Source organism: Mesorhizobium yinganensis (assembly GCF_040081985.1).
In the GTDB taxonomy this organism is placed as follows: Bacteria; Pseudomonadota; Alphaproteobacteria; order Rhizobiales; family Rhizobiaceae; genus Kumtagia; species Kumtagia yinganensis.
Map to the genome: position 1 here is coordinate 26,968 of NZ_JBEBMH010000040.1, position 18,569 is coordinate 45,536.

The 18,569-nt window shown below is 60.9% G+C and carries 18 protein-coding genes and 2 pseudogenes; 6 read left to right on the forward strand and 14 right to left on the reverse strand.

Translation table 11 applies throughout. From position 1 onward, the window contains the following. Nucleotides 1-240: 240 nt before the first annotated feature. Nucleotides 241-855 carry a general stress protein gene (locus ABMA59_RS33635; RefSeq protein ID WP_349009722.1) on the reverse strand — a complete coding sequence of 205 codons (615 nt, stop codon included), beginning with the start codon at nt 853-855 and terminating at the stop codon, nt 241-243. 24 nt (nt 856-879) lie between these two features. Continuing rightward, nucleotides 880-1,638: a DUF4142 domain-containing protein gene (locus tag ABMA59_RS33640; protein ID WP_349009723.1), complete on the reverse strand. Its 759-nt coding sequence runs from the start codon at nt 1,636-1,638 to the stop codon at nt 880-882. Nucleotides 1,639-1,839: 201 nt separating this feature from the next. Between ABMA59_RS33640 and katE the strand changes: the two genes are divergently transcribed. Genes katE through ABMA59_RS33655 form a run of 3 tightly spaced genes read left to right on the forward strand, consistent with a single transcriptional unit; the run spans nt 1,840 to nt 5,133 of the window. Continuing rightward, nucleotides 1,840-3,951, forward strand: a complete 2,112-nt coding sequence (katE, locus tag ABMA59_RS33645) for a catalase (RefSeq protein ID WP_349009724.1) — start codon at nt 1,840-1,842, stop codon at nt 3,949-3,951. A 30-nt stretch (nt 3,952-3,981) separates the two neighbouring features. Next, entirely contained in the window at nt 3,982-4,491 is a 510-nt protein-coding gene (locus tag ABMA59_RS33650; RefSeq protein ID WP_349009725.1) for a DUF6894 family protein, read from the forward strand. Nucleotides 4,492-4,494: 3 nt separating this feature from the next. After that, complete coding sequence (locus ABMA59_RS33655; protein ID WP_349009726.1) at nt 4,495-5,133, forward strand: DUF6766 family protein; 639 nt, start codon at nt 4,495-4,497, stop codon at nt 5,131-5,133. A gap of 13 nt (nt 5,134-5,146) precedes the next feature. Here the strand turns inward: ABMA59_RS33655 and ABMA59_RS33660 are convergent, their stop codons facing one another. The 11 genes and pseudogenes from ABMA59_RS33660 to ABMA59_RS33710 form a co-directional block, all read right to left on the reverse strand. Beyond that, complete coding sequence (locus tag ABMA59_RS33660; protein WP_349009727.1) at nt 5,147-5,353, reverse strand: KTSC domain-containing protein; 207 nt, start codon at nt 5,351-5,353, stop codon at nt 5,147-5,149. A gap of 14 nt (nt 5,354-5,367) precedes the next feature. Continuing rightward, a complete protein-coding gene (locus ABMA59_RS33665; RefSeq protein ID WP_349009728.1) occupies nt 5,368-5,673 on the reverse strand; it encodes a hypothetical protein in 306 nt (101 codons plus the stop codon). 111 nt (nt 5,674-5,784) lie between these two features. After that, complete coding sequence (locus tag ABMA59_RS33670) at nt 5,785-6,945, reverse strand: extracellular catalytic domain type 1 short-chain-length polyhydroxyalkanoate depolymerase (protein ID WP_349009729.1); 1,161 nt, start codon at nt 6,943-6,945, stop codon at nt 5,785-5,787. 143 nt (nt 6,946-7,088) lie between these two features. Further along, nucleotides 7,089-8,009: a hypothetical protein gene (locus ABMA59_RS33675; protein ID WP_349009730.1), complete on the reverse strand. Its 921-nt coding sequence runs from the start codon at nt 8,007-8,009 to the stop codon at nt 7,089-7,091. A 159-nt stretch (nt 8,010-8,168) separates the two neighbouring features. Continuing rightward, nucleotides 8,169-8,666: a YciE/YciF ferroxidase family protein gene (locus ABMA59_RS33680; RefSeq protein WP_349009731.1), complete on the reverse strand. Its 498-nt coding sequence runs from the start codon at nt 8,664-8,666 to the stop codon at nt 8,169-8,171. A gap of 162 nt (nt 8,667-8,828) precedes the next feature. Beyond that, entirely contained in the window at nt 8,829-9,719 is an 891-nt protein-coding gene (locus ABMA59_RS33685) for an NAD(P)/FAD-dependent oxidoreductase (RefSeq protein WP_349009732.1), read from the reverse strand. A 98-nt stretch (nt 9,720-9,817) separates the two neighbouring features. Further along, nucleotides 9,818-10,615, reverse strand: a complete 798-nt coding sequence (locus ABMA59_RS33690; RefSeq protein WP_349009733.1) for an SDR family NAD(P)-dependent oxidoreductase — start codon at nt 10,613-10,615, stop codon at nt 9,818-9,820. A 12-nt stretch (nt 10,616-10,627) separates the two neighbouring features. Beyond that, nucleotides 10,628-11,803, reverse strand: coding sequence for a zinc-dependent alcohol dehydrogenase (locus ABMA59_RS33695; protein ID WP_349009734.1), 1,176 nt, complete (start codon nt 11,801-11,803; stop codon nt 10,628-10,630). A 179-nt stretch (nt 11,804-11,982) separates the two neighbouring features. Beyond that, nucleotides 11,983-12,483: pseudogene (gene nadE, locus ABMA59_RS33700) on the reverse strand (NAD(+) synthase); the annotation flags it as partial. A gap of 137 nt (nt 12,484-12,620) precedes the next feature. Next, nucleotides 12,621-13,244, reverse strand: a complete 624-nt coding sequence (locus tag ABMA59_RS33705) for a cysteine hydrolase family protein (RefSeq protein ID WP_349009735.1) — start codon at nt 13,242-13,244, stop codon at nt 12,621-12,623. Nucleotides 13,245-13,293: 49 nt separating this feature from the next. Further along, the gene (locus tag ABMA59_RS33710; RefSeq protein WP_349009736.1) at nt 13,294-13,476 is read right to left on the reverse strand and encodes a DUF3606 domain-containing protein; all 183 of its coding nucleotides are present in this window, start codon (nt 13,474-13,476) and stop codon (nt 13,294-13,296) included. A 275-nt stretch (nt 13,477-13,751) separates the two neighbouring features. Here ABMA59_RS33710 and ligD point away from each other — a divergent pair, with 275 nt between their 5' ends. Continuing rightward, nucleotides 13,752-16,397 carry a DNA ligase D gene (gene ligD / locus ABMA59_RS33715; RefSeq protein ID WP_349009737.1) on the forward strand — a complete coding sequence of 882 codons (2,646 nt, stop codon included), beginning with the start codon at nt 13,752-13,754 and terminating at the stop codon, nt 16,395-16,397. 265 nt (nt 16,398-16,662) lie between these two features. Here the strand turns inward: ligD and ABMA59_RS33720 are convergent. Further along, nucleotides 16,663-17,501: pseudogene (locus tag ABMA59_RS33720) on the reverse strand (IS5 family transposase). Between the two features lie 501 nt (nt 17,502-18,002). Between ABMA59_RS33720 and ABMA59_RS33725 the strand changes: the two are divergent. Then, on the forward strand, nt 18,003-18,245 hold the full coding sequence (locus tag ABMA59_RS33725) for a DUF3489 domain-containing protein (RefSeq protein WP_349009739.1): 243 nt from the start codon (nt 18,003-18,005) through the stop codon (nt 18,243-18,245). A 5-nt stretch (nt 18,246-18,250) separates the two neighbouring features. Beyond that, the coding region (locus ABMA59_RS33730) for a DUF2924 domain-containing protein (protein WP_349009740.1) at nt 18,251-18,569 on the forward strand (319 nt) is incomplete at its 3' end.

Sequence of the window (18,569 nt, forward strand, 5' to 3'; positions counted from 1 at the left end):
ACGAAATCCCAGCGCAGGTGCGAAAAGCAGATCAGGGGGTAATCCCCGAAAGTGCGTTCTAGTTCGGAAGATGAGAGCGAGACTGTGACGTTCAAGGCAGCATTCTCTTGGGTACTAAGGCCGAAACGAGCGGCGAACGGAAACACCCATCGGGCTCGTGCCCGATGTTGGAGCTGGTTGCGGGGACATCCCAGCGGGTCACGAAAAATCCGCTGTTCTAAGAACAGCGGATTTGGGTGATCATGGCCTGTTGACGGTTCTTGCTCGGTCGCCGATCTTGTCGACGGTATAGTCTTCGGCGTGAGGATCGAAGGCAGTCCAACCACTCTCATTGTACGAGGTGCGGCGCTCTTCCAGATTAACGGAATTGGCCTGGCCGAGAATTGCTTCCGCGTCAGCGATAAGGTTGTCGGCAACCCTGGCTGTCACTAAAGTCCCGCCCCGGCGAACACCTTCCGCATAGACATGGGCATCGTCTTCGGGAATTCCAGAATCGGTGAGAGCCCCGACAATGCCACCGGCGGCTCCGCCTACCACCGCACCGCCCAAGGCACCGACGGCCGTGGCGGCGAGCCATCCGGCGGCCACGACCGGGCCGACCCCTGGAATCGCCATAAGACCAAGCCCCGTCAACAATCCGCCAGCGCCCCCAACGACTGCACCGATGCCGGCACCGCCAGCTGCACCTTCCGCAGCGTCGGTGCTATCATCGCGGATGTTGTCGTCGTCGTACCAACCGGTCGAGTTGCTCGCGACAATGCTGATGTCGGAATTCGGAACGCCGTTCGCCTCTAGGTCCCTGACCGCGGCGGAGGCATCTTCATAGTTGTCGAACAGTCCGGTAATAGTCTTCATAGTCTTGAACTCCTAAATTTGTGCTCAGTTGGCGCCGGCAACGACGTTGCCTTGGAAGTCGAGGGCAACAGCGGTGCTTTTGCCGTCTTTGACGGCCTGACCGCGCCAGATGCCCTGATCATCCTTGGTCAGCGCGGTGACGTCGGTGAACCCGGCTTCCTGGATACGGTCCCTGGCTTGGTCTTCGGTGAAACTGTTCGCGCCCGGCACGGGGGCCGCCGGATTCGTGGTGTCCGGCGTGTTAACGGCCGGCGTCGTGGAGGTTGAAGATCCGGACTGACCGTCAGGCGTCCCGGATGCCATCGCCTCCACCATCTCTCGGTGCATTTTAAGGGTGGGCAGCGTTTCCGCGGCAAAGCTCTTCAAAGGCGCGTTGTCGCCGTCCTGGGCGTAGGCTTCGAACAGAGTGACCGCCTCGGCATGCGCATCTCGCTGGATCTGGATGTAGGGGGCGTCGACCGGGTCGACCGCATTGTTCAAGGTATCGAGATCGGCCTTGTGCTTGGCGTCGAGCGCCGTAGGCACCTCCAGCTTCTGCTCGCCGGCGATCGTCGCGAGTTTGGCGTTGGCGGCGCCATGATCGTCGATCATCTTTTGCGCGAAATCCTCCACGCTCTGGTCCTGAACTTTGCCGGCGGCAACCTTGCTCGATTCCACCTCGAACATTCCGCCGATCGCAGCCTTGTTGACGAATTCTTGGGCGGTGTCCGCCGCGAGCGCGGGGAGCGCAACATAGAGGGCTGCGGCGGTGGCCGCCGAGGCCAGAAGTAAGCGGGGTTTCATGAGAGGTCCTTGTGAGGCACTTCGTGTGCTGAGACAGAAACAAACCGGTATCGCGTTTGTTCCTTTCGATTGTCGATGACGAAGTTATTTGTGCTTCCGCTGGCAATTTTCGGTTTTTTGCCAACCCTCCTGTTCGGAACACAATGCTGACGATCGCATTAAGGGTGGGGCGCAAATGCGCAATTCCTTGAAGGAACAACAATGACGAAGAGCGCTAGACAGTCGTCGGGCAAGCCCGCGACGATCCATGATCAAAAGCTGACGCGAGGGAACGGGGGAGAACTTCACCAGATCGCCGAGGGGGACATCCCGGTCCTGACGACGGCTCAGGGCGGCCCGGTTGCGGACGACCAGAACACTTTGAAGGTCGGCGAGCGGGGGCCAACGCTGATCGAGGACTTTCACTTCCGAGAGAAGATTTTCCACTTCGATCACGAGCGCATCCCCGAACGCGTTGTGCATGCGCGCGGCTATGGCGCACACGGCTTTTTCGAGACCTACGAGTCGCTCGCGGCCTATACGCGTGCCGACATCTTCCAGCGGGCCGGCGAAAAAACGCCGGTCTTCGTGCGCTTCTCGACGGTCGCGGGATCGAAAGGTTCTTTCGACCTGGCCCGAGACGTGCGCGGCTTTGCCGTCAAATTCTATACGCAGGAAGGCAACTGGGATCTCGTGGGGAACAACATCCCGGTCTTCTTCATCCAGGACGCCATCAAGTTCCCCGACATCATCCATGCGGTGAAGCCCGAACCCGATCGGGCCTTTCCGCAAGCGCAGTCGGCGCACGACAATTTCTGGGACTTCATCAGCCTCACGGCGGAATCGATGCACATGATCATGTGGGTCATGTCGGACCGCGCCATCCCGCGGTCTTTCCGGTTCATGCAAGGCTTTGGCGTTCACACGTTCCGGCTGGTCAATGCCAAGAACGAATCCACCTTCGTCAAATTCATCTGGAAGCCGAAGCTCGGCATGCAGTCGGTCGTCTGGAACGAGGCGGTGAAGATCAACGGCGCCGACCCGGATTTCCACCGGCGCGATCTGTGGAATGCCATTCAGGCCGGCGACTTTCCGGAATGGGAGCTGAACCTGCAGCTTTTCGACCAAAAGTTCGCAGACAGTTTTGACTTCGACGTGCTGGACCCCACCAAGATCATTCCCGAAGAAATTCTTCCACCGGTGCCGGTCGGCCGACTGGTGCTGGACCGTATGCCCGACAACTTCTTCGCCGAGACCGAGCAGGTCGCGTTCATGACGCAGAACGTGCCGCCGGGGATCGACTTCTCCAACGACCCGCTGCTGCAGGGCCGCAACTTTTCCTATCTCGACACCCAGTTGAAACGTCTCGGTAGCCCCAACTTCACGCATATCCCAATCAATGCCCCGAAGTGCCCATTCCACCACTTCCAGCAGGACGGGCATATGGCGATGCGCAACCCTGTCGGGCGCGTGAACTACCAGCCGAATTCCTTTGGCGAAGGCCCTCGGGAATCGCCACAGCGGGGTTTCCGGTCTTTCGCGGATGCGGAGGAAGGGCAGAAGGTCCGGCTACGCGCTGAAAGCTTCGCCGACCACTACAGCCAGGCGCGCCAGTTCTTTAACAGCCAGACTGCACCAGAGCAGCGCCATATCGCGATGGCATTGACGTTTGAGCTGAGCAAGGTCGAGACGGTTGCCATCCGTGAGCGCATGGTCGCGCATCTACTCAACATTGACGAGGGACTTGCCGAAACAGTCGCCGACAAACTCGGCATGAAGGAACTGCCCAAGCCGGCGGATGCCGCTGTTGCGCCCCGCGACGATCTCGAACCGTCGCCAGCGCTCAGTATCATCGAAAACGGCCCGGAAAGCTTTGCCGGCCGCAAGGTTGGCGTGCTTGTCAGTCCCGGCGCCGATGCGGCATTGCTGAAGAAGTTGCAAACAGCGATCGAGAAAGAAGGCGCCGTCATGGAGGTCGTCGCGCCGAAGGTCGGCGGCGTCGAGGCCGCTGACGGCAGCTGGATCGCGGCGAAGCACATGATCGACGGCGGGCCATCGGTTCTGTTCGACGCCGTGGCACTGATCCTCTCTAAAGAGGGAGCTGAGCGCCTGACTTGTGAGGCTGCGGCCCGCGACTTCGTCGCCGACGCCTTCGCCCACTGCAAGTTTATCGCGTTCACGCCGGGTAGCATCCCGCTATTGCAGAAGGCCGGTGTCGATCCTGAAGCTGACGAAGGCCTGATCGAGCTCGAGGATCCGAAGGCGGTAGACAGATTCATCGAGTCATGCCGGAAGCTCCGTCTTTGGAGCCGGGAAATGGCCGTCAAGCTGTGACCGTTGCGAGTGCTTTAGGAGGAGTGCCGAATGGAAATTGTTCGAACTGATGTCTCCCGTGCGACGGCGTTGACCGGAGAGCCTGTCCTGCGGGTTCTCTTTTGCGGAGAAGGCGGGGACTGCGTGACTGTCGACATGGCCAGCCTCGAATCTGGAAGCGACGCCGCAGCTTTTGATCGGGCACGCGCAATCCTGGTGAAAACCGCTACTTTCGGCCTCGCGGTCAACGATTACGATGCCCGAAGCAATGGCAATTTCGACGAAGTCGCCGTCACGGAGGCCACTGATGGGAACGAGGGCGCCTACATATTCGAGTATCGTGATGGCGAAGGCAGCCGCCAGTTACCGCCGTCGAGGATGCCGAGCTTCGACGCGGCGCGTGAGGAGGCTATGCGCTGCGCAATCGATCTTTTGGTCGACCTGGAGCCGGGTACCGACGCCTTGACAGGCTGGCTCGTACGCGTGCGGGACGAGAAGGGCGAGCTGCTGTGCGCCATCGACGTTCAAGAGGCTGAAGCTGCCCGCCAGTTGGGGCCATGATCCGTGAAAACGTTCGTTCGGGACAATGGCCTCACGATTGCGCTGGTGGCTCTGTTCCTGTTCAGCGGGCTGGGAATGATCTGGTCCGGTCATTCCGCCTACAATGAAGAGCTTCAGCACCACGGCTCTCCAGCAATCGGCCTGCTATCGTATCTGATGAGCGGCGATTTCCTATCGGCCCTTTTCGAGAACTGGGAGAGCGAATTCCTGCAGATGTCGGCCTACGTTATGCTTACCGCGATGCTGTTCCAGCGCGGCTCGGCTGAATCTCGCGATCCTGACGATCCCGACCGGCCCGACGACGAATTACCGACTACTACCCTGAGGCGGAACCCGGTTCTGTCATGGCTTTATTCTTACTCGCTGGGGATAGCGCTGGCCGTGTTGTTTTTCATCTCCTTTGCGCTGCATTGGTGGGCGAGCCTTGCGGCCGCCAACGCGGAGACGCTTCGGCACGGAGGAGAGGCACAGTCGCTTGCCAGTTACCTCATGGATGCCCACCTCTGGTTCGAATCCTTCCAGAACTGGCAGTCCGAATTCATGTCGACCGCAGTGCTGGTCCTCTTATCGATTTTTCTGAGACACAAGGGCTCTCCAGAATCAAAGCCTGCTGGGGCGGCGAATTCCGAGACGGGCGCTTAGTGCCGGGCGTCCTCTACTCCTCCGGGTTCAGGCGGTAACGAAAGCGTTCCCGGATGTGCTCATTGAAGAAGCGGCCTTTTGCGAAGGCGGCTCTGAATGCAGCATAGACCTCCGCAGGAACACCTTCGTAGTCATAGCGCTTGCCGCTCGCAACGAACCACACAGACAGAACCTCGCTCTCGGGATCGTATTCGCTCTTGCGGATCGAGGTCGAAGGCATGGAGTCGCCCTAGACTAGACGAGCGCCATGGGCATGTAGCGGATGATAACCTTGTCTTGCCGGAACCGGCATTCGAGCTCGGCGCGTCGGCATCGCCAATCGTGCAGATCGATTTCTTCCGCCATCACTTCAAAGATAACTATGTCGTCATTGTCGGTTTGACCGCCTTCCCGCCAAAGACCTTCTGTCGGCGCCTGCAAATAGGCGGTAACGCCCTCGAAATCAGCCGCCAGTTCCTCCTTGACCCGATCGAAATCTTCCCGCGCGAAAGGCTGGCCGGCGTTGTCGGCTCGGGGGAGAAGGATCTGGAACAGGTGCATGCTGGATACTCGCTGACAGCAGTCAACGATTGCAAAGCCTACCGCGTTCCTTGGTTGAAGACCTCTGCCGCGCTTATCCGTGCGACTGAGCCTCGAGGGCTTGCGCGCTCCCTACCGCATCAGGCCCGCGGCGCGCAGAGCGCCCTCGATGACCTTTTTTACCGCTCCAGCTTGCGATCCCTGCAGTTCAATTCGAGCCGGTTCTGCTGGCCTGGCCTTCGCCGGCTCCCCGGACGCAGCCCGAAGGTGAAATGTTGATGGTGTCGTCTCGCCCCTTGGGGTGGCGGACCTCGACCTCGCTGACACGCTCGAGTACTCGGCATCGCCGAGACCCCAAAACCGCGCAATCTCCCGGGTCGAAGAGATGCCTACATCGAGCATGTAAGGTCCGGCCGTGCCGAGGCCGTTGCCGATGGGAGTACCGTGGCCCATACCTGCAATCATATTGATCTCGATTTTCGCCTCGCCTGCTTCGTCAGCCCACACCTGCCGGCTTCGTCCGCGCTCGCTCGTCGAATGCGTCGGCGCCGTGTCGAGTTTGTGCACGCCGCGCCACTGAGCCGCGATGGACCCTGCGTTGCCAGAGGCCACAGTGTGATCGGCGGAGCCCTGCCAGATCGAAATCCTGGGCCACGGCCCATTGTGCTTGGAAGCTTTTCGCAAAAGCCGCTGCAGGTCTTGCTCGGGCGGGCCACCGTGGCCGCGCATCCGATCGAACGCTTCGGGCACGGTTGTCGCGCAGCCGAAAGGCAGCCCGGCAATGATGCCGCCACCGGCGAACACTTCGGGGTAGGCAGCAAGCATCGCGGCGGCCATGGCGCCGCCGGCGGAAAGACCGGTAACGAAGACGCGCTTTCGGTCCAGGCCGTGGGCAATGACCATCGTCTCGATCATCTGCCGGATCGAAGAGACTTCGCCGCGTTCGCGGGCAGTGTCTGCCGGCAGGAACCAGTTGAAGCAGAGGTTGGGGTTGTTGGCGCGTTGCTGCTCGGGGTAGAGCAGCGCGAAACCGGCCTCATCCGCGAGTTGGGACCATCCCGAGTGATGGTCGTAGCCGGCGGGACTTTGGGTACAACCGTGGAGTACGACGACGAGCGGCGCGGCGTTCGGGAGGTCCGCGGGCAGATAGTATCGTGCCAGCAAGGCGCCGGGATTGGAGCCGAATTTTCCGAGGGTGGAGAGTCGATCGGCGGGTGCGAAAGAGGTGGGATGTGCATTTTGTAGCCCGCGCAGTTTTGCTAGGCGCGCGATCGTATCCGAGATTTTTCGCAATGGAGCCGTCCCTGTTTTTGACGCCCCTGACTGGGCGGCGTGTGTGCAACGCACTCGCAGCCATATCGTTGCTGCACTGCACAATAACATGGGAGACTGACATGGGGGGATCGGCCGGCCCTGAGGACCGGCCGATCCGCAACTCAGCGTCGATCGGTGAGGTAGAGCGTCTCTTCGTCGTCGCGCTGCCCGCCGCCAAGTGCCGCGGCGGCACTCGCTATGAAAGCGCCGACGATGAGAGAGAGCGCACCCAATAGGGCAAAGGTTGCGCCGGCTTTTCGCGCTGTGTCAGCAGCCTCCTGCGCGGCAACCTTTGCCTGCTCCACTTGGGCTAGGACCGCATCGACCCGTGCCGTCGCATCGGCCTGGGAAAGACCTGTGCGTGCGGCAACGAGTTGGCCAAGGTAAGTTTTGTCGTCAGCCGAAACCTCGCCCGCGGCCGCACTCGCAACAAGTATGCGCGAGGCTTGGGCAGCAGCTGCCTCGTCACCTTCTGCGCCTGGCGCCGCCAGCCTCGCTGGATCGCTTGGCCGGAAAAACGCGTCCACAAAATAGGAGGTCGCATCGGTCCCGCCACCCTCTCCGGCACTCGCGCTCGCACCTGCGGAGGCTCCCATCGCGGCTCCCGACGCAACGGTCGAAGCCGCCTGCACGCCGGTGCCGATCGCCGAAGACAACGCGGAGCCGAGCACGAAAACGACCAGCATTGTTGCAAGCGCCCAGGCCATGAAGCCATGCGCGGTATCCCGGAAGAAGGTCTCGTCCGTGTGGATACCGACCCACTTGGTGCGAAGGCGTCCGGTAAGATAACCGCCCAGGCCTGACGACAGCCACTGCACGATAACGAGCCAAATCGCGGTGGAGACCGCGAAGGTCGTCGCGCTGGCGCTTTCGCCGGACCACGGAGAGACCATGGTCAGCCCGAGACCCGAGCCCAGCAACATCAGGATAAAGGTGAGGGTTGCGGCAGCGAATGCACCCGCAACGATGGGGCCCCAGCTGACTGCCGAGGAGGACGATTCCACTGGTGCGGCGACATCTGTCGCCGTGATGGTTGATGCCATGATGTCCTCCTATCGCATGAACAGAGCGAGGAGGATGATGATCGGTATTGGAACGCCGAGAAGCCAGAGCAGAATGCCGCGACCCATGGTGGTCTCCTGTCGGTAGTAGGGATCATAAATTGCAACAGCCACCCGATGGTGGCGGGTGGCTGTGTTTGATCAGGCGGCCTTGGCCATTTCGTTGACGGATGCATCCGCCAAGCCGGTTAGGGCCTCGTCGGTCATGGACTCCTCGCCAAGCGTTTGCTCGAGCAACGCGGCGGCATCGTTCATACCGAGCACTTCGGCCCAGCGCTTGAGCGTGCCGTAACGTGTGATCTCGTAGTGCTCGACCGCCTGGGCCGCGGAAATCAGGCCAGCGTCGAGGGCCGGCGTGCCCTTGAATTCCTCGGCGATTTCGTCGCCCTCTTCGAGGATCCCGTCGATCGCCGGGCAGGCCTTGCCTTGAGCACGCTTGCCCATCAGTTCGAACACCTGCTGCAGGCGCTCGACTTGACCTTCGGTCTCGTCCTTATGCTTTTCGAAGGCCGCCTTGAGCTCCGGTGAGGAAGCGGCTCGCGCCATTTTGGGAAGAGCCTTGAGGATCTTCCTTTCCGCGTAATAAATGTCTTTCAATGTGTCGTGGAAGAGATCTTCCAGCGTCTTTTCTTTTGCCATGGGAGTTTTCCTTTGGTGCGCATGCGCTACGCTGCCATTCACGGGGGTCGTGAAGGCGCATGCTCAACAAGCGCGCAGCGGATCAAAGGTTCCCCTGCCGGCGAGCCGAAGACGACGTCGCGTCCACCGCAACGGTCTTCGGCGTGCAAGCGGGCCGCGTTTTTAATCGGTCGTCGCAAGATAGCTGTGCATGTCGACGGCGGCGATCGCCGCATGCCCAAAGGCCACTGCGATCTGGTTGATTTCGTCGACGACGTCGCCTGCGACATAGAGGCCGGCTATGCCCGTGCGCTGGTGCGAGTCTGCAACGAGATTGCCGGCTTCATCGCATGCCGCGCCGAGATCGATGGCGAGCTTTGAGCGCATGGTGCAACCCATGGCGGGGTAGATCGTGTCGAAAGAAAGCATTCTTCCGTCAGGAAGGCTTACAAGAGCTCCAGCGCCCTCCGCGCGCACCGAATCCGGGAGGCATTCTTCCACCGCAACGCCAGCACCGTTGAGCAATTCGCTCGCGGTGGGGTCAAGTTCAGATATTGGCTCGGTCACGAGCAAAGTGACGTCGTTCGAATAGGTCCGCAAGAATACGGCCTTCTTTGCCGCCTGGTCTGCCGGGCCGATTACTGCCACACGTTTGTCGACGATTTCGTAGGCATCGCAAATCGGGCAGAGGCGTAGCGAGCCGCCCGCGATCATGTCGCTCACATCCGCAGTTTGTGGAAGCGTATCCACAATGCCGGTGGCGATAAGCACCGCGCGAGCCCGAATGGGAAAGGATGCGGTGGCGACGAAATCAGTTCCTTCGCGCCGGAGAGCGGTCACCGTATCGTCGACGAGGTCAACATTACCCATCAGCGCCTGCTGGCGCAGGCGTTCGAGCAAATCGACCCCGGCGATACCGTCGGGAAAACCAGGACAGTTGTGACTGACGGGAATCCACTTCGCGCGGCTTTCGCCCGCGTCGACGACGATGACCCGACGGCGAAACCGCCCGAGATAGGTCGCTGCGGTCAGTCCAGCTGGGCCGCCGCCAATTACGAGGCAGTCGCACGCCATGTCATGGATCGGATTGTCGCTACCACGAGAATACGCGAGACTTGAAGCTTTGGAGACGGCCGCCCGGGGTATGCCTAGGTTTGGAGGATTGCGCTCCCTCACTTTTCGTCAGCCGAAGCGGGCTCAGCCATCTTCCGATGCTGCTCGGCGAGCAGGCCCGCCGGTGTAACGTTGGCAATCGCGGACTGAATCTTGTTTTTGAGGCCGCTGACAATGTCGCCATCGCCACGTAACATCGCATCCCAGCCCGTCTTTGCGACATCGGCTGGGTCGTCCTTTTCCTGCTGCCCTACTTTTGTATCGAGCATGCCGGCACGTTCGAAAAACCGCGTCTCGGTGGCGCCGGGCATCAGGCAGGTGACGGTGACGTCGGTGTCTTTGAGTTCGTTGCGCAGCGCGAAAGCAAAGCTGTTCACGAAGGCTTTCGTACCGTTGTAGACGGCTTGGAACGAGCCCGGCATGAAACCGGCGATCGAGCCGGTTAGGAGTATTTTGCCTCGGTTTGCTTCGCGCATGTCACGTCCGACCTTTTGCACAAGGTAGATGGTGCCGACGATGTTGGTGTCGACCACGCGTCTGGCCTCCTCAAAATCCTGGTCGAGGAATGCGTGGCCGAGGCCGCGTCCGGCATTCGCAATTAGGATTTCGACCGGACGTCCAAGCTCGCGCGCAACGTCGTAGAGACGGTCGACACCCTCTGTGGTGGCGAGATCAGCCTGAACGGCACTAACTACAGCGCCGTCCGCTTCAAGTGCGAAGGTCACGTCGTGGATCTCCGGCTCGTCGGCCGCGATGATCAGGTCGTATCCCTGATCAAGGGCGAGCTTGGCGAGTTCGAAGCCAATGCCGCTGGAAGCGCCGGTGACGATGGCAAGGGGTCGGGAGGTCTCAGACATATGGTGCCGGCGTCATGGCTTGAGGACGACTTTGATGCAGCCGTCCTTCTTGTCGTTGAACATCTTGTAGAGGTCGGGGCCTTCTTCGAGGCTCGCCGTGTGGGTGATCACGAAGGACGGGTCTATGTCGCCGTTCTCGATGTGAGCCAGCAGCTTGGGCAGATATCCTTGCACAGGTGTCTGCCCCATCCGCATCGTCAAACCCCGGTTGATGGCGGATCCGAACGGGATCTTGTCGAGAAATCCGCCGTAGACGCCGACAATTGAGACCGTGCCGAAATTGCGCGTGCAGTGGATTGCCTGACGCAGGACATGCGGCCGGTCGGTTCCCATGAACGTGGCGACCTTCACCCGGTCGACCATCGCGTAGAAGCTGGAATTGGCCAGCGGCTCGGTGCCAACCGCATCGATGCAGGCGTCGGCGCCGCGACCCTTCGTGAGTTCCTGGATGCGGTCGTAAACATCCTCGTCGAGGAAATCGATTGTGATGGCGCCAGCGGCGCGCGCCAGTTCCAGCCGCTCCGGAACCGTGTCGACTGCAATGACCCGCTCGGCTCCGAGTAGGAAGGCGCTGCGGATAGCCATCTGGCCCACAGGGCCGCAGCCCCAAATGGCGATCGTGTCGCCCTGTTGGATGTCGCAGAAATCCGCCGCCATGTAGCCGGTCGGAAAAATGTCCGAGAGGAATAACACCTGTTCGTCGCTCAAACCCGCCGGCACCTTGATCGGCCCGACATCGGCGTAGGGCACGCGAAGATACTCCGCCTGGCCGCCAGGGAAGCCGCCGAGGAGGTGCGAGTAGCCAAAAAGGCCAGCCGGCGAGTGCCCCCACATGGTCTCGGCCTTTTCCTTGCTTTTCTGCGGATTGGAGCGCTCGCAGCCGGAGAAGGCGCCGCGCTTGCAAAAGAAGCACTCCCCGCAGGCGATAACGAACGGGACCACAACGCGATCGCCGACCTTCAGATTGGAGACGCTGGATCCGACTTCGACAACCTCGCCCATGTTCTCGTGGCCAAGCACATCGCCGCTGTGCATGTCGGGAATGACCCCATTGTAAAGATGGAGGTCGGAGCCGCAGATGGCGCAGGAGGTGACCTTGATAATCGCGTCCGTAGGCGCTTCGATCGAGGGGTCGGGCACGCTCTCGCAACGAATGTCATGTTTGCCGTGCCAGGTGAGTGCGCGCATCGGAACCTCTCGCTGAATTCAAAGCCTAAGCTCTAGCGCGCCTTGTTGTTCCGAAATGCTCTCCCAGGCGTGACATTCGCCCGCTGCAGGAAATGCCTCGGTCACCTAATTGCGGGCGGCTTCCTTCGTCGACTTCTTGGGGCAAAGGTATGCCGGTTCGCGGTGAATTCCGGCTTTGATCAGGCGGAAGAAGGCAGTTCGATAGGCGCGACCGGAAGCGCGCGCTTGTGTGCGGTGCTCGAATACATGTGAAGTATCCGCCTGTAAGCCGCGTCGTCGACCTGTCGGCCTTCCAGGAAATCGTCGATCTGATCGTAGGTAACGCCATAGGCATCTTCGTCCGGGCGAAGCGGAGCCAGGTTTTCCAGGTCGGCAGTCGGAACCTTGGCAACCATTTCGTGCGGCGCACCCAAATGCGCAGCCAAGGCGCGAACCCGACGTTTGTTCAACCCCGAAAGAGGGATGACGTCCGCTGCACCGTCGCCGAACTTTGTGAAAAAGCCCATCAGTGCCTCGGCTGCATGATCTGTACCTATGACGGGACCTCGGGTGGCGCCGGCCAGCGCGAATTGGGCGGTCATGCGCTGACGCGCCTTGATGTTGCCGAGCAAGAAATCCTGGCGGCTGGCATCGCCGAGATCGGCGCCGGCGAGCCTGATCGACTCCAGCATCACGTCGGCAGCCAAGACCCGATGCCCGCAGATAGGTGGCGAGGAAGTCAATACGCTGCCGGGCTTCCTGAGCGACATCGAAACGGGACGACACTCCTAACTTCTCGATGATGCGCTGCTGCTTTATCATTCGCGCTCACTCCTCCTCAAAGCATTCCATCGATGCGCGCCGCCACGAGATCGGCAGTGGTGACCGTCTCCACTTGCATGCCGAAGCGGCTCTCGTAGATGGCGAGCATGGCGTCGTGCGTGGCGTCCGCTCCGGAGCAGATCGCGTCTGCGACAATGATCACGCGATACCCCAAGTCTACAGCCCCCATCACGGAAGCAAGGACACAGACCTCCGTCTCGGCTCCCGATACGATGAGCGTATCGACGCCGGCCGACTGCAGGCGTTTATGCAACGATCCGTGCCAAGCCGACATCACGAGCTTGTCCTCAATCACTGCCGGCGGAACGAAACGGGCCAGGTCAGGAACGAGATCAATCAGTTGTGTGTCGAGCCGATCGCGCGTCATGGTTTCCCATTTGCGATAATACCGCCTCCACGCGCCCGCGACATCGTCTAGAGATTGGGGAGGAATGAATCTGGTGAAGATCGTGCGGGTTGGATCAAGCTCCACGATCGCTACGACATTCGGCAGCACTCGCTCCATCCAAGGGGTGTGCCACTCCGTCAGCTCGGCAAACATCCGTTGCATGTCAACGCAGAGGTGCACCCATCGCCCGCGAAGCGGTCCGAACCGCAGGCCTTCCTCCAATTTGCTCACAGCTGGTCGGCTTCTCGGACGACGCGCCCGTTTTGCGTTGTCGCGCGGGTCACTTCTTGCCTAGCTTATCTTCAACCTTCGTGCGGCTGTTGCCAACCGACTTTACGGCGGTCTTGACTTCGGTCTTGCTAGCGCCGGTTTTCCCCCCCTCGTATTTGACCTCGTGATCTTGTCCGCCGGCGACTTTCGCACGGTCCTGGTTGCGTCCGCGCGTGGTTGCAGAGCTGGCCATCTTTGTTCTCCATTCGGTTTCGGTTTTGAACAACGCCGCCGGACTCTTCCGGTTCAATCGCTATCCGGCATTTTCGGACGATGCTGCGGACGTCGCCGCCAGACCCCGGGGAGGATTGCAGTGACGCCGCCCGTTCTAAAGGGGTTTGTTGGACCCTTCGCTGCGATGTTCGCGGTTGCCAATCGAGCGCCAAAGCCCAGATTGCATGAGAGAGGGAACATGTTCTCACCCTCTGACATTCTGCTTTGGGAACAGTGTTTCGCACGGGAAGACCGATGCCTGACGATAAACTCACGCCGTATAGGGCCAAGCGCGATTTTAAGCAGACGCAGGAGCCGAGCGGCCAGAAGTCGGTCAAGCCATCGAACCGCCGTCGCTTCGTCATCCAGAAACATGACGCAACGCGGCTGCACTACGATCTTCGGCTCGAACTTGATGGCGTCTTCAAATCCTGGGCTGTGACCCGCGGCCCTTCCCTCGATTCGCATGACAAGCGGCTCGCGGTCGAGGTGGAAGATCATCCGCTCGACTATGGCGACTTCGAAGGGACGATTCCGAAAGGCCAGTATGGTGGCGGGACGGTTATGCTTTGGGACCGAGGCTATTGGGAGCCGGAAGGCAAGAAGACCCCTGAGCAGGCTCTTGCGGAGGGCGATTTTAAGTTCACGCTTGAGGGCGAGCGTCTGCACGGAAGCTTCGTTCTGGTCCGGATGGCCCACGACCGGGAACGGAGCAAGCGCACAAACTGGCTGCTGATCAAGCATCGCGATGAATTCGCGGTAGAGAAAAACGGCGCTGCGGTCCTTGAGAAGAATGACACTTCCGTCGCCTCGGGCCGCACCATGGAGGCAATTGCCGGCGGCAAGGGTCGCAAGCCGAAGCCTTTCATGCTGCAGGGCGGCAACGTGGAGGCAGATGCTGTCTGGGACAGCCGCACCGGCCTTGCCGCCGAAGAGCGCAAGGCAGAGGCGCGGGGAAAGAAGAAACGGAGTAGCGTCACGACCGCTCATCTCCCCGACTTCATCGCTCCTCAGCTTTGCGAAACCCTTGCGCGTCCGCCATCGGGGGACGGATGGCTGCATGAGATTAAGTTCGACGGCTACCGCATCCAAATGCGTGTGGCTGATGGCGAGGCGACGTTGAAGACCCGCAAGGGGCTCGACTGGACCGCCAAATATCCGGCCATCGCGGAAGCCTCCGGCAATCTGCCGGACGCGATCATCGACGGCGAAATCTGTGCGCTCGACGAGAACGGCGCACCGGACTTTGCCGCCCTTCAAGCTGCTCTGTCAGAAGGGAAAACCGACGCGCTCGTGTATTTCGCTTTCGATCTCCTCTTCGAAGGAGGCGAGGATTTGCGCGCACTGCCGCTGAGCGAACGGAAGGCTCGGTTGAAGGAGTTCTTATCCAACGCCGGCGAGGATGATCGCCTTCGCTTCGTCGAACATTTCGAGACCGGCGGCGAGGCGGTCCTGCGCTCGGCCTGCCGCCTGTCTCTCGAGGGGATTGTGTCGAAACGCGCCGACGCGCCTTACGTCTCCGGACGCACCGAGACCTGGGCGAAATCCAAGTGCCGCGCCGGCCATGAGGTCGTCATTGGCGCCTATGCGACCACCAACGGTAAATTCCGGTCTCTTCTCGTCGGGGTTAATCGCGGTGACCACTTTGTCTATGTCGGTCGCGTCGGGACGGGCTACGGGGCAGGCAAGGTCAAAGACCTGCTGCCGAAGCTGAAGGCAATCGAGGCCGCTAAGTCACCCTTCACCGGGATCGGCGCGCCGAAGAAGCAGCCCAGCGTCGTTTGGCTCAAGCCTGAACTAGTCGCCGAAATAGAGTTCGCCGGCTGGACGTCAGACGGGCTCGTTCGCCAGGCCGCCTTCAAGGGGCTTCGCGAAGACAAGCCGGCCGCGGAGGTCGAGACAGAGGAGCCCGCTTCTGCGACAACGATCGATGTTCCTCAGCCGACGCCGCCAACGTCATCTAAACCCTCCCGTCGCGGCGGCAAAGTCGATGTCATGGGCGTGCTGATATCGAACCCGGACAAGCCCCTCTGGCCCGACGCGAACGACGGCACACCGGTCACCAAGGAAGATCTTGCCCGTTACCACGAAGCCGTCGGCGCGTGGCTGATCGACCATATCAGGGGCCGTCCATGCTCGATCATCCGTGCCCCAGACGGGATCGGCGGCGAGCAGTTCTTCCAGCGCCATGCCATGCCGGGGACCTCCAATTTGCTGGAGCTGGTCACGGTGTTTGGCGACAAGAAGCCCTATCTGCAGATCGACCGTGTTGAAGGCTTGGTTGCCGTCGCACAGATCGGTGCGCTCGAACTGCACCCGTGGAACTGTGCGCCACAGCAGCCGGAAGTCCCAGGCCGCCTGGTGTTTGACCTCGATCCCGGCCCGGACGTGCCGTTCTCGAGGGTCGTCGAAGCGGCAAAGGAAATTCGTAACCGCCTCGACGATCTCGGTCTCGTCAGCTTCTGCAAGACCACCGGCGGCAAGGGGCTACACGTCGTTACCCCGCTCGCCGTGGCCAAGCGCAGCAAATTGACCTGGCCGGAGGCCAAAAGTTTCGCCCACGACGTCTGCCTGCAGATGGCGCGCGACAATCCCGAACTCTACCTGATCAAGATGGCCAAGAAGCAGCGCCACGGCCGCATCTTCCTGGATTATCTCCGCAATGATCGCATGGCGACGGCTGTCGCGCCGCTGTCGCCGCGCGCGCGGCCCGGTGCCACCGTGTCGATGCCGATTACCTGGAATCAGGTCAAAGACGATCTCGACCCCAAGCGCTACACTCTTCGCACAGTCCCTGGCCTTCTAGCAAAAACCACGGCATGGAAGGACTATGATAATGGTCAGCGGCCGCTGGAACCGGCGATCAAACTACTGGCAAAGTCGATGAAGATAGCTGCCTGAGCGACGTTTGGCGATCGGCTATATCGAACACCGCCGCATTGTCCTGGACCGCAGGCCTTTATAGGACGCATGCGCAATTTGATTTCGACGATCCGCACATAGCCTCTAAGGTCTGACTTTAGCCGACGCTTCATAGCCACCACGGCGAAGATAAGGCGCTATGCCGATCGGCTGCCTCGGGGCCGCTAGCGGACTGTCCGATTGCGGCAGCGCTCGACCGTAAGCGTCTGCTCCATCAAGCAATCTTAGAGTCTGTCCGGTAACTTCATGAAGGATTACATAGTTTTCTGATCATGAGGCGGATGGATGCGAGTTTGAGGAAGGCGAGCGCCTTGACGTTGAGGCATTCCCAGTCCTTGGCCAAGCGCCGGCAACGGTTGAGCCATGCGAATGTGCGCTCGACGACCCATCGTTTGGGGAGCACGACGAAACCCTTAGCTTGATCAGAGCGTTTGACGATCTCGACGTTCACACGAGCGAGGGCCTTCTTCATCCCCTGCTGGAACGCCGCTCCTTGATAGCCGCCATCGGCATAGAGCCTGATGAGGAAGGGATAGAGCCCGAACAGGGTGGCCATCACCATCACACCGCCGTCGCGGTCCTGGATGTCGGCGGCATGAACGAGGGCATGCATCAAGAAGCCTTGGGTATCGACGAGAATGTGCCGCTTCTTGCCCTTGATCTTCTTGCCCGCATCATAGCCATGCGGGTCGATGCAGGTCCCCCTTTTTCGGCGCTTTTGACACTCTGGCTGTCGATGATCGCGGCGGTCGGGGAGGCGTCCCGCTCCGCCTTTTCCCGGCAGATGACGTAGAGCGCATGGTGGATGCGGTCGAGTGTAAGGTCCCACGTCCACAGGTCGAAATAGTCGTAGACCGTGCTCCTAGGCGGCAGGTCCTTCGGCATCGCCCGCCACTGGCAGCCGGTCGAAAGCACATACATCAACCCATTGACCACCTCGCGCAGGTTCACCCGCCGCTTGCCGCCGCCCGGTTTACCCGGCGGGATCAGCGGTTCGATCAGCGCCCATTCTTCGTCCGTAAGGTCGCTCGGATAACGCAAGTGATCACGATTGTAGCGAGCGCGGTTCTCAACGGTCCACATCGGCGCCTCCTGTCGAATCAGCGCCAGCTAAGGAATCATAGCCGATTCCAACTCCACAACCCCCATATCGCTAACCGACTCTGCCGATTCACAAAGCTTCCGGACAGACACTTAGGTAATCTTGGCCGTAAAAGAACTCGTCCCTGGGAAGCACAACTGACTGGACTTCCTTGTTCAGGCAAGCATTGCTGTTGTCGAGGCGGGGTGCCGGTGATCGCACGCCGCCAGTCTCCCAGCCCGCCCTGCGGGCCTTCGTCAGTGCTGCGGCCCGAATGGTTCGGGCGGCGACTGACGGAGACTACGATGAACATCCCTGAACTGATTTTGGCCGAGGGTTTGGCCTCTTCGACCGGCAACGACGCCAGCCCAGGCGTTGCGGCGGAGCTATCTGCTCTCAACACTGTGAAGGGGCGCGGGAGGCGAGCCGGCAACACCCCGACACCTACGATTGGGGCAACGTCCGGTAACGTTGACCAAGACGAGCGACCTGGCGATTCAGACTTGGTCAGCTCCGCCAAACCGAGGGCGCCGACCTCCAAGACGGAGATGTTGCTGAAGAAGCTGCGAAGCTCGAAAGGGGCCACGGTCGCGACACTGATGGAGGTGACCGGCTGGCAGGCGCATTCGGTGCGCGGGTTCTTGTCGGGGACGGTCAGGAAGAAGCTTGGCCTGACCGTCGCCAGCGAGGTCGGTAAGGATGGCGCTCGCCGCTATCGTATCGAAACGCCGGCCAAGGCGCGGTGATGCCGATGTCGACAGCGAATGAAGTGGAGAGGGAGATCGCCGCGATCGGCGCTCTCCCGCGGGAAGACCTGGCCCGTGAGTGGAAGCGGATTTACCGGCATCCGCCACCTAAGAGCCTTAGCCACGACTTGCTGGCCCGCGCCGTGTCCTGGCATCTCCAGGCCAAGCGGTTGGGCGGTTTGTCTGCGGGAACCCGCCAGATGCTGAGGCAACAGACGGAACGCGCCGAGCGTGGAGGCGGGGCCAACAAGGCGAGGGGAGTACGAAAATCGGAACCGGCTCGACGTGATGCCGATATCATCACCGGCACGGCGAGCGCTGCGT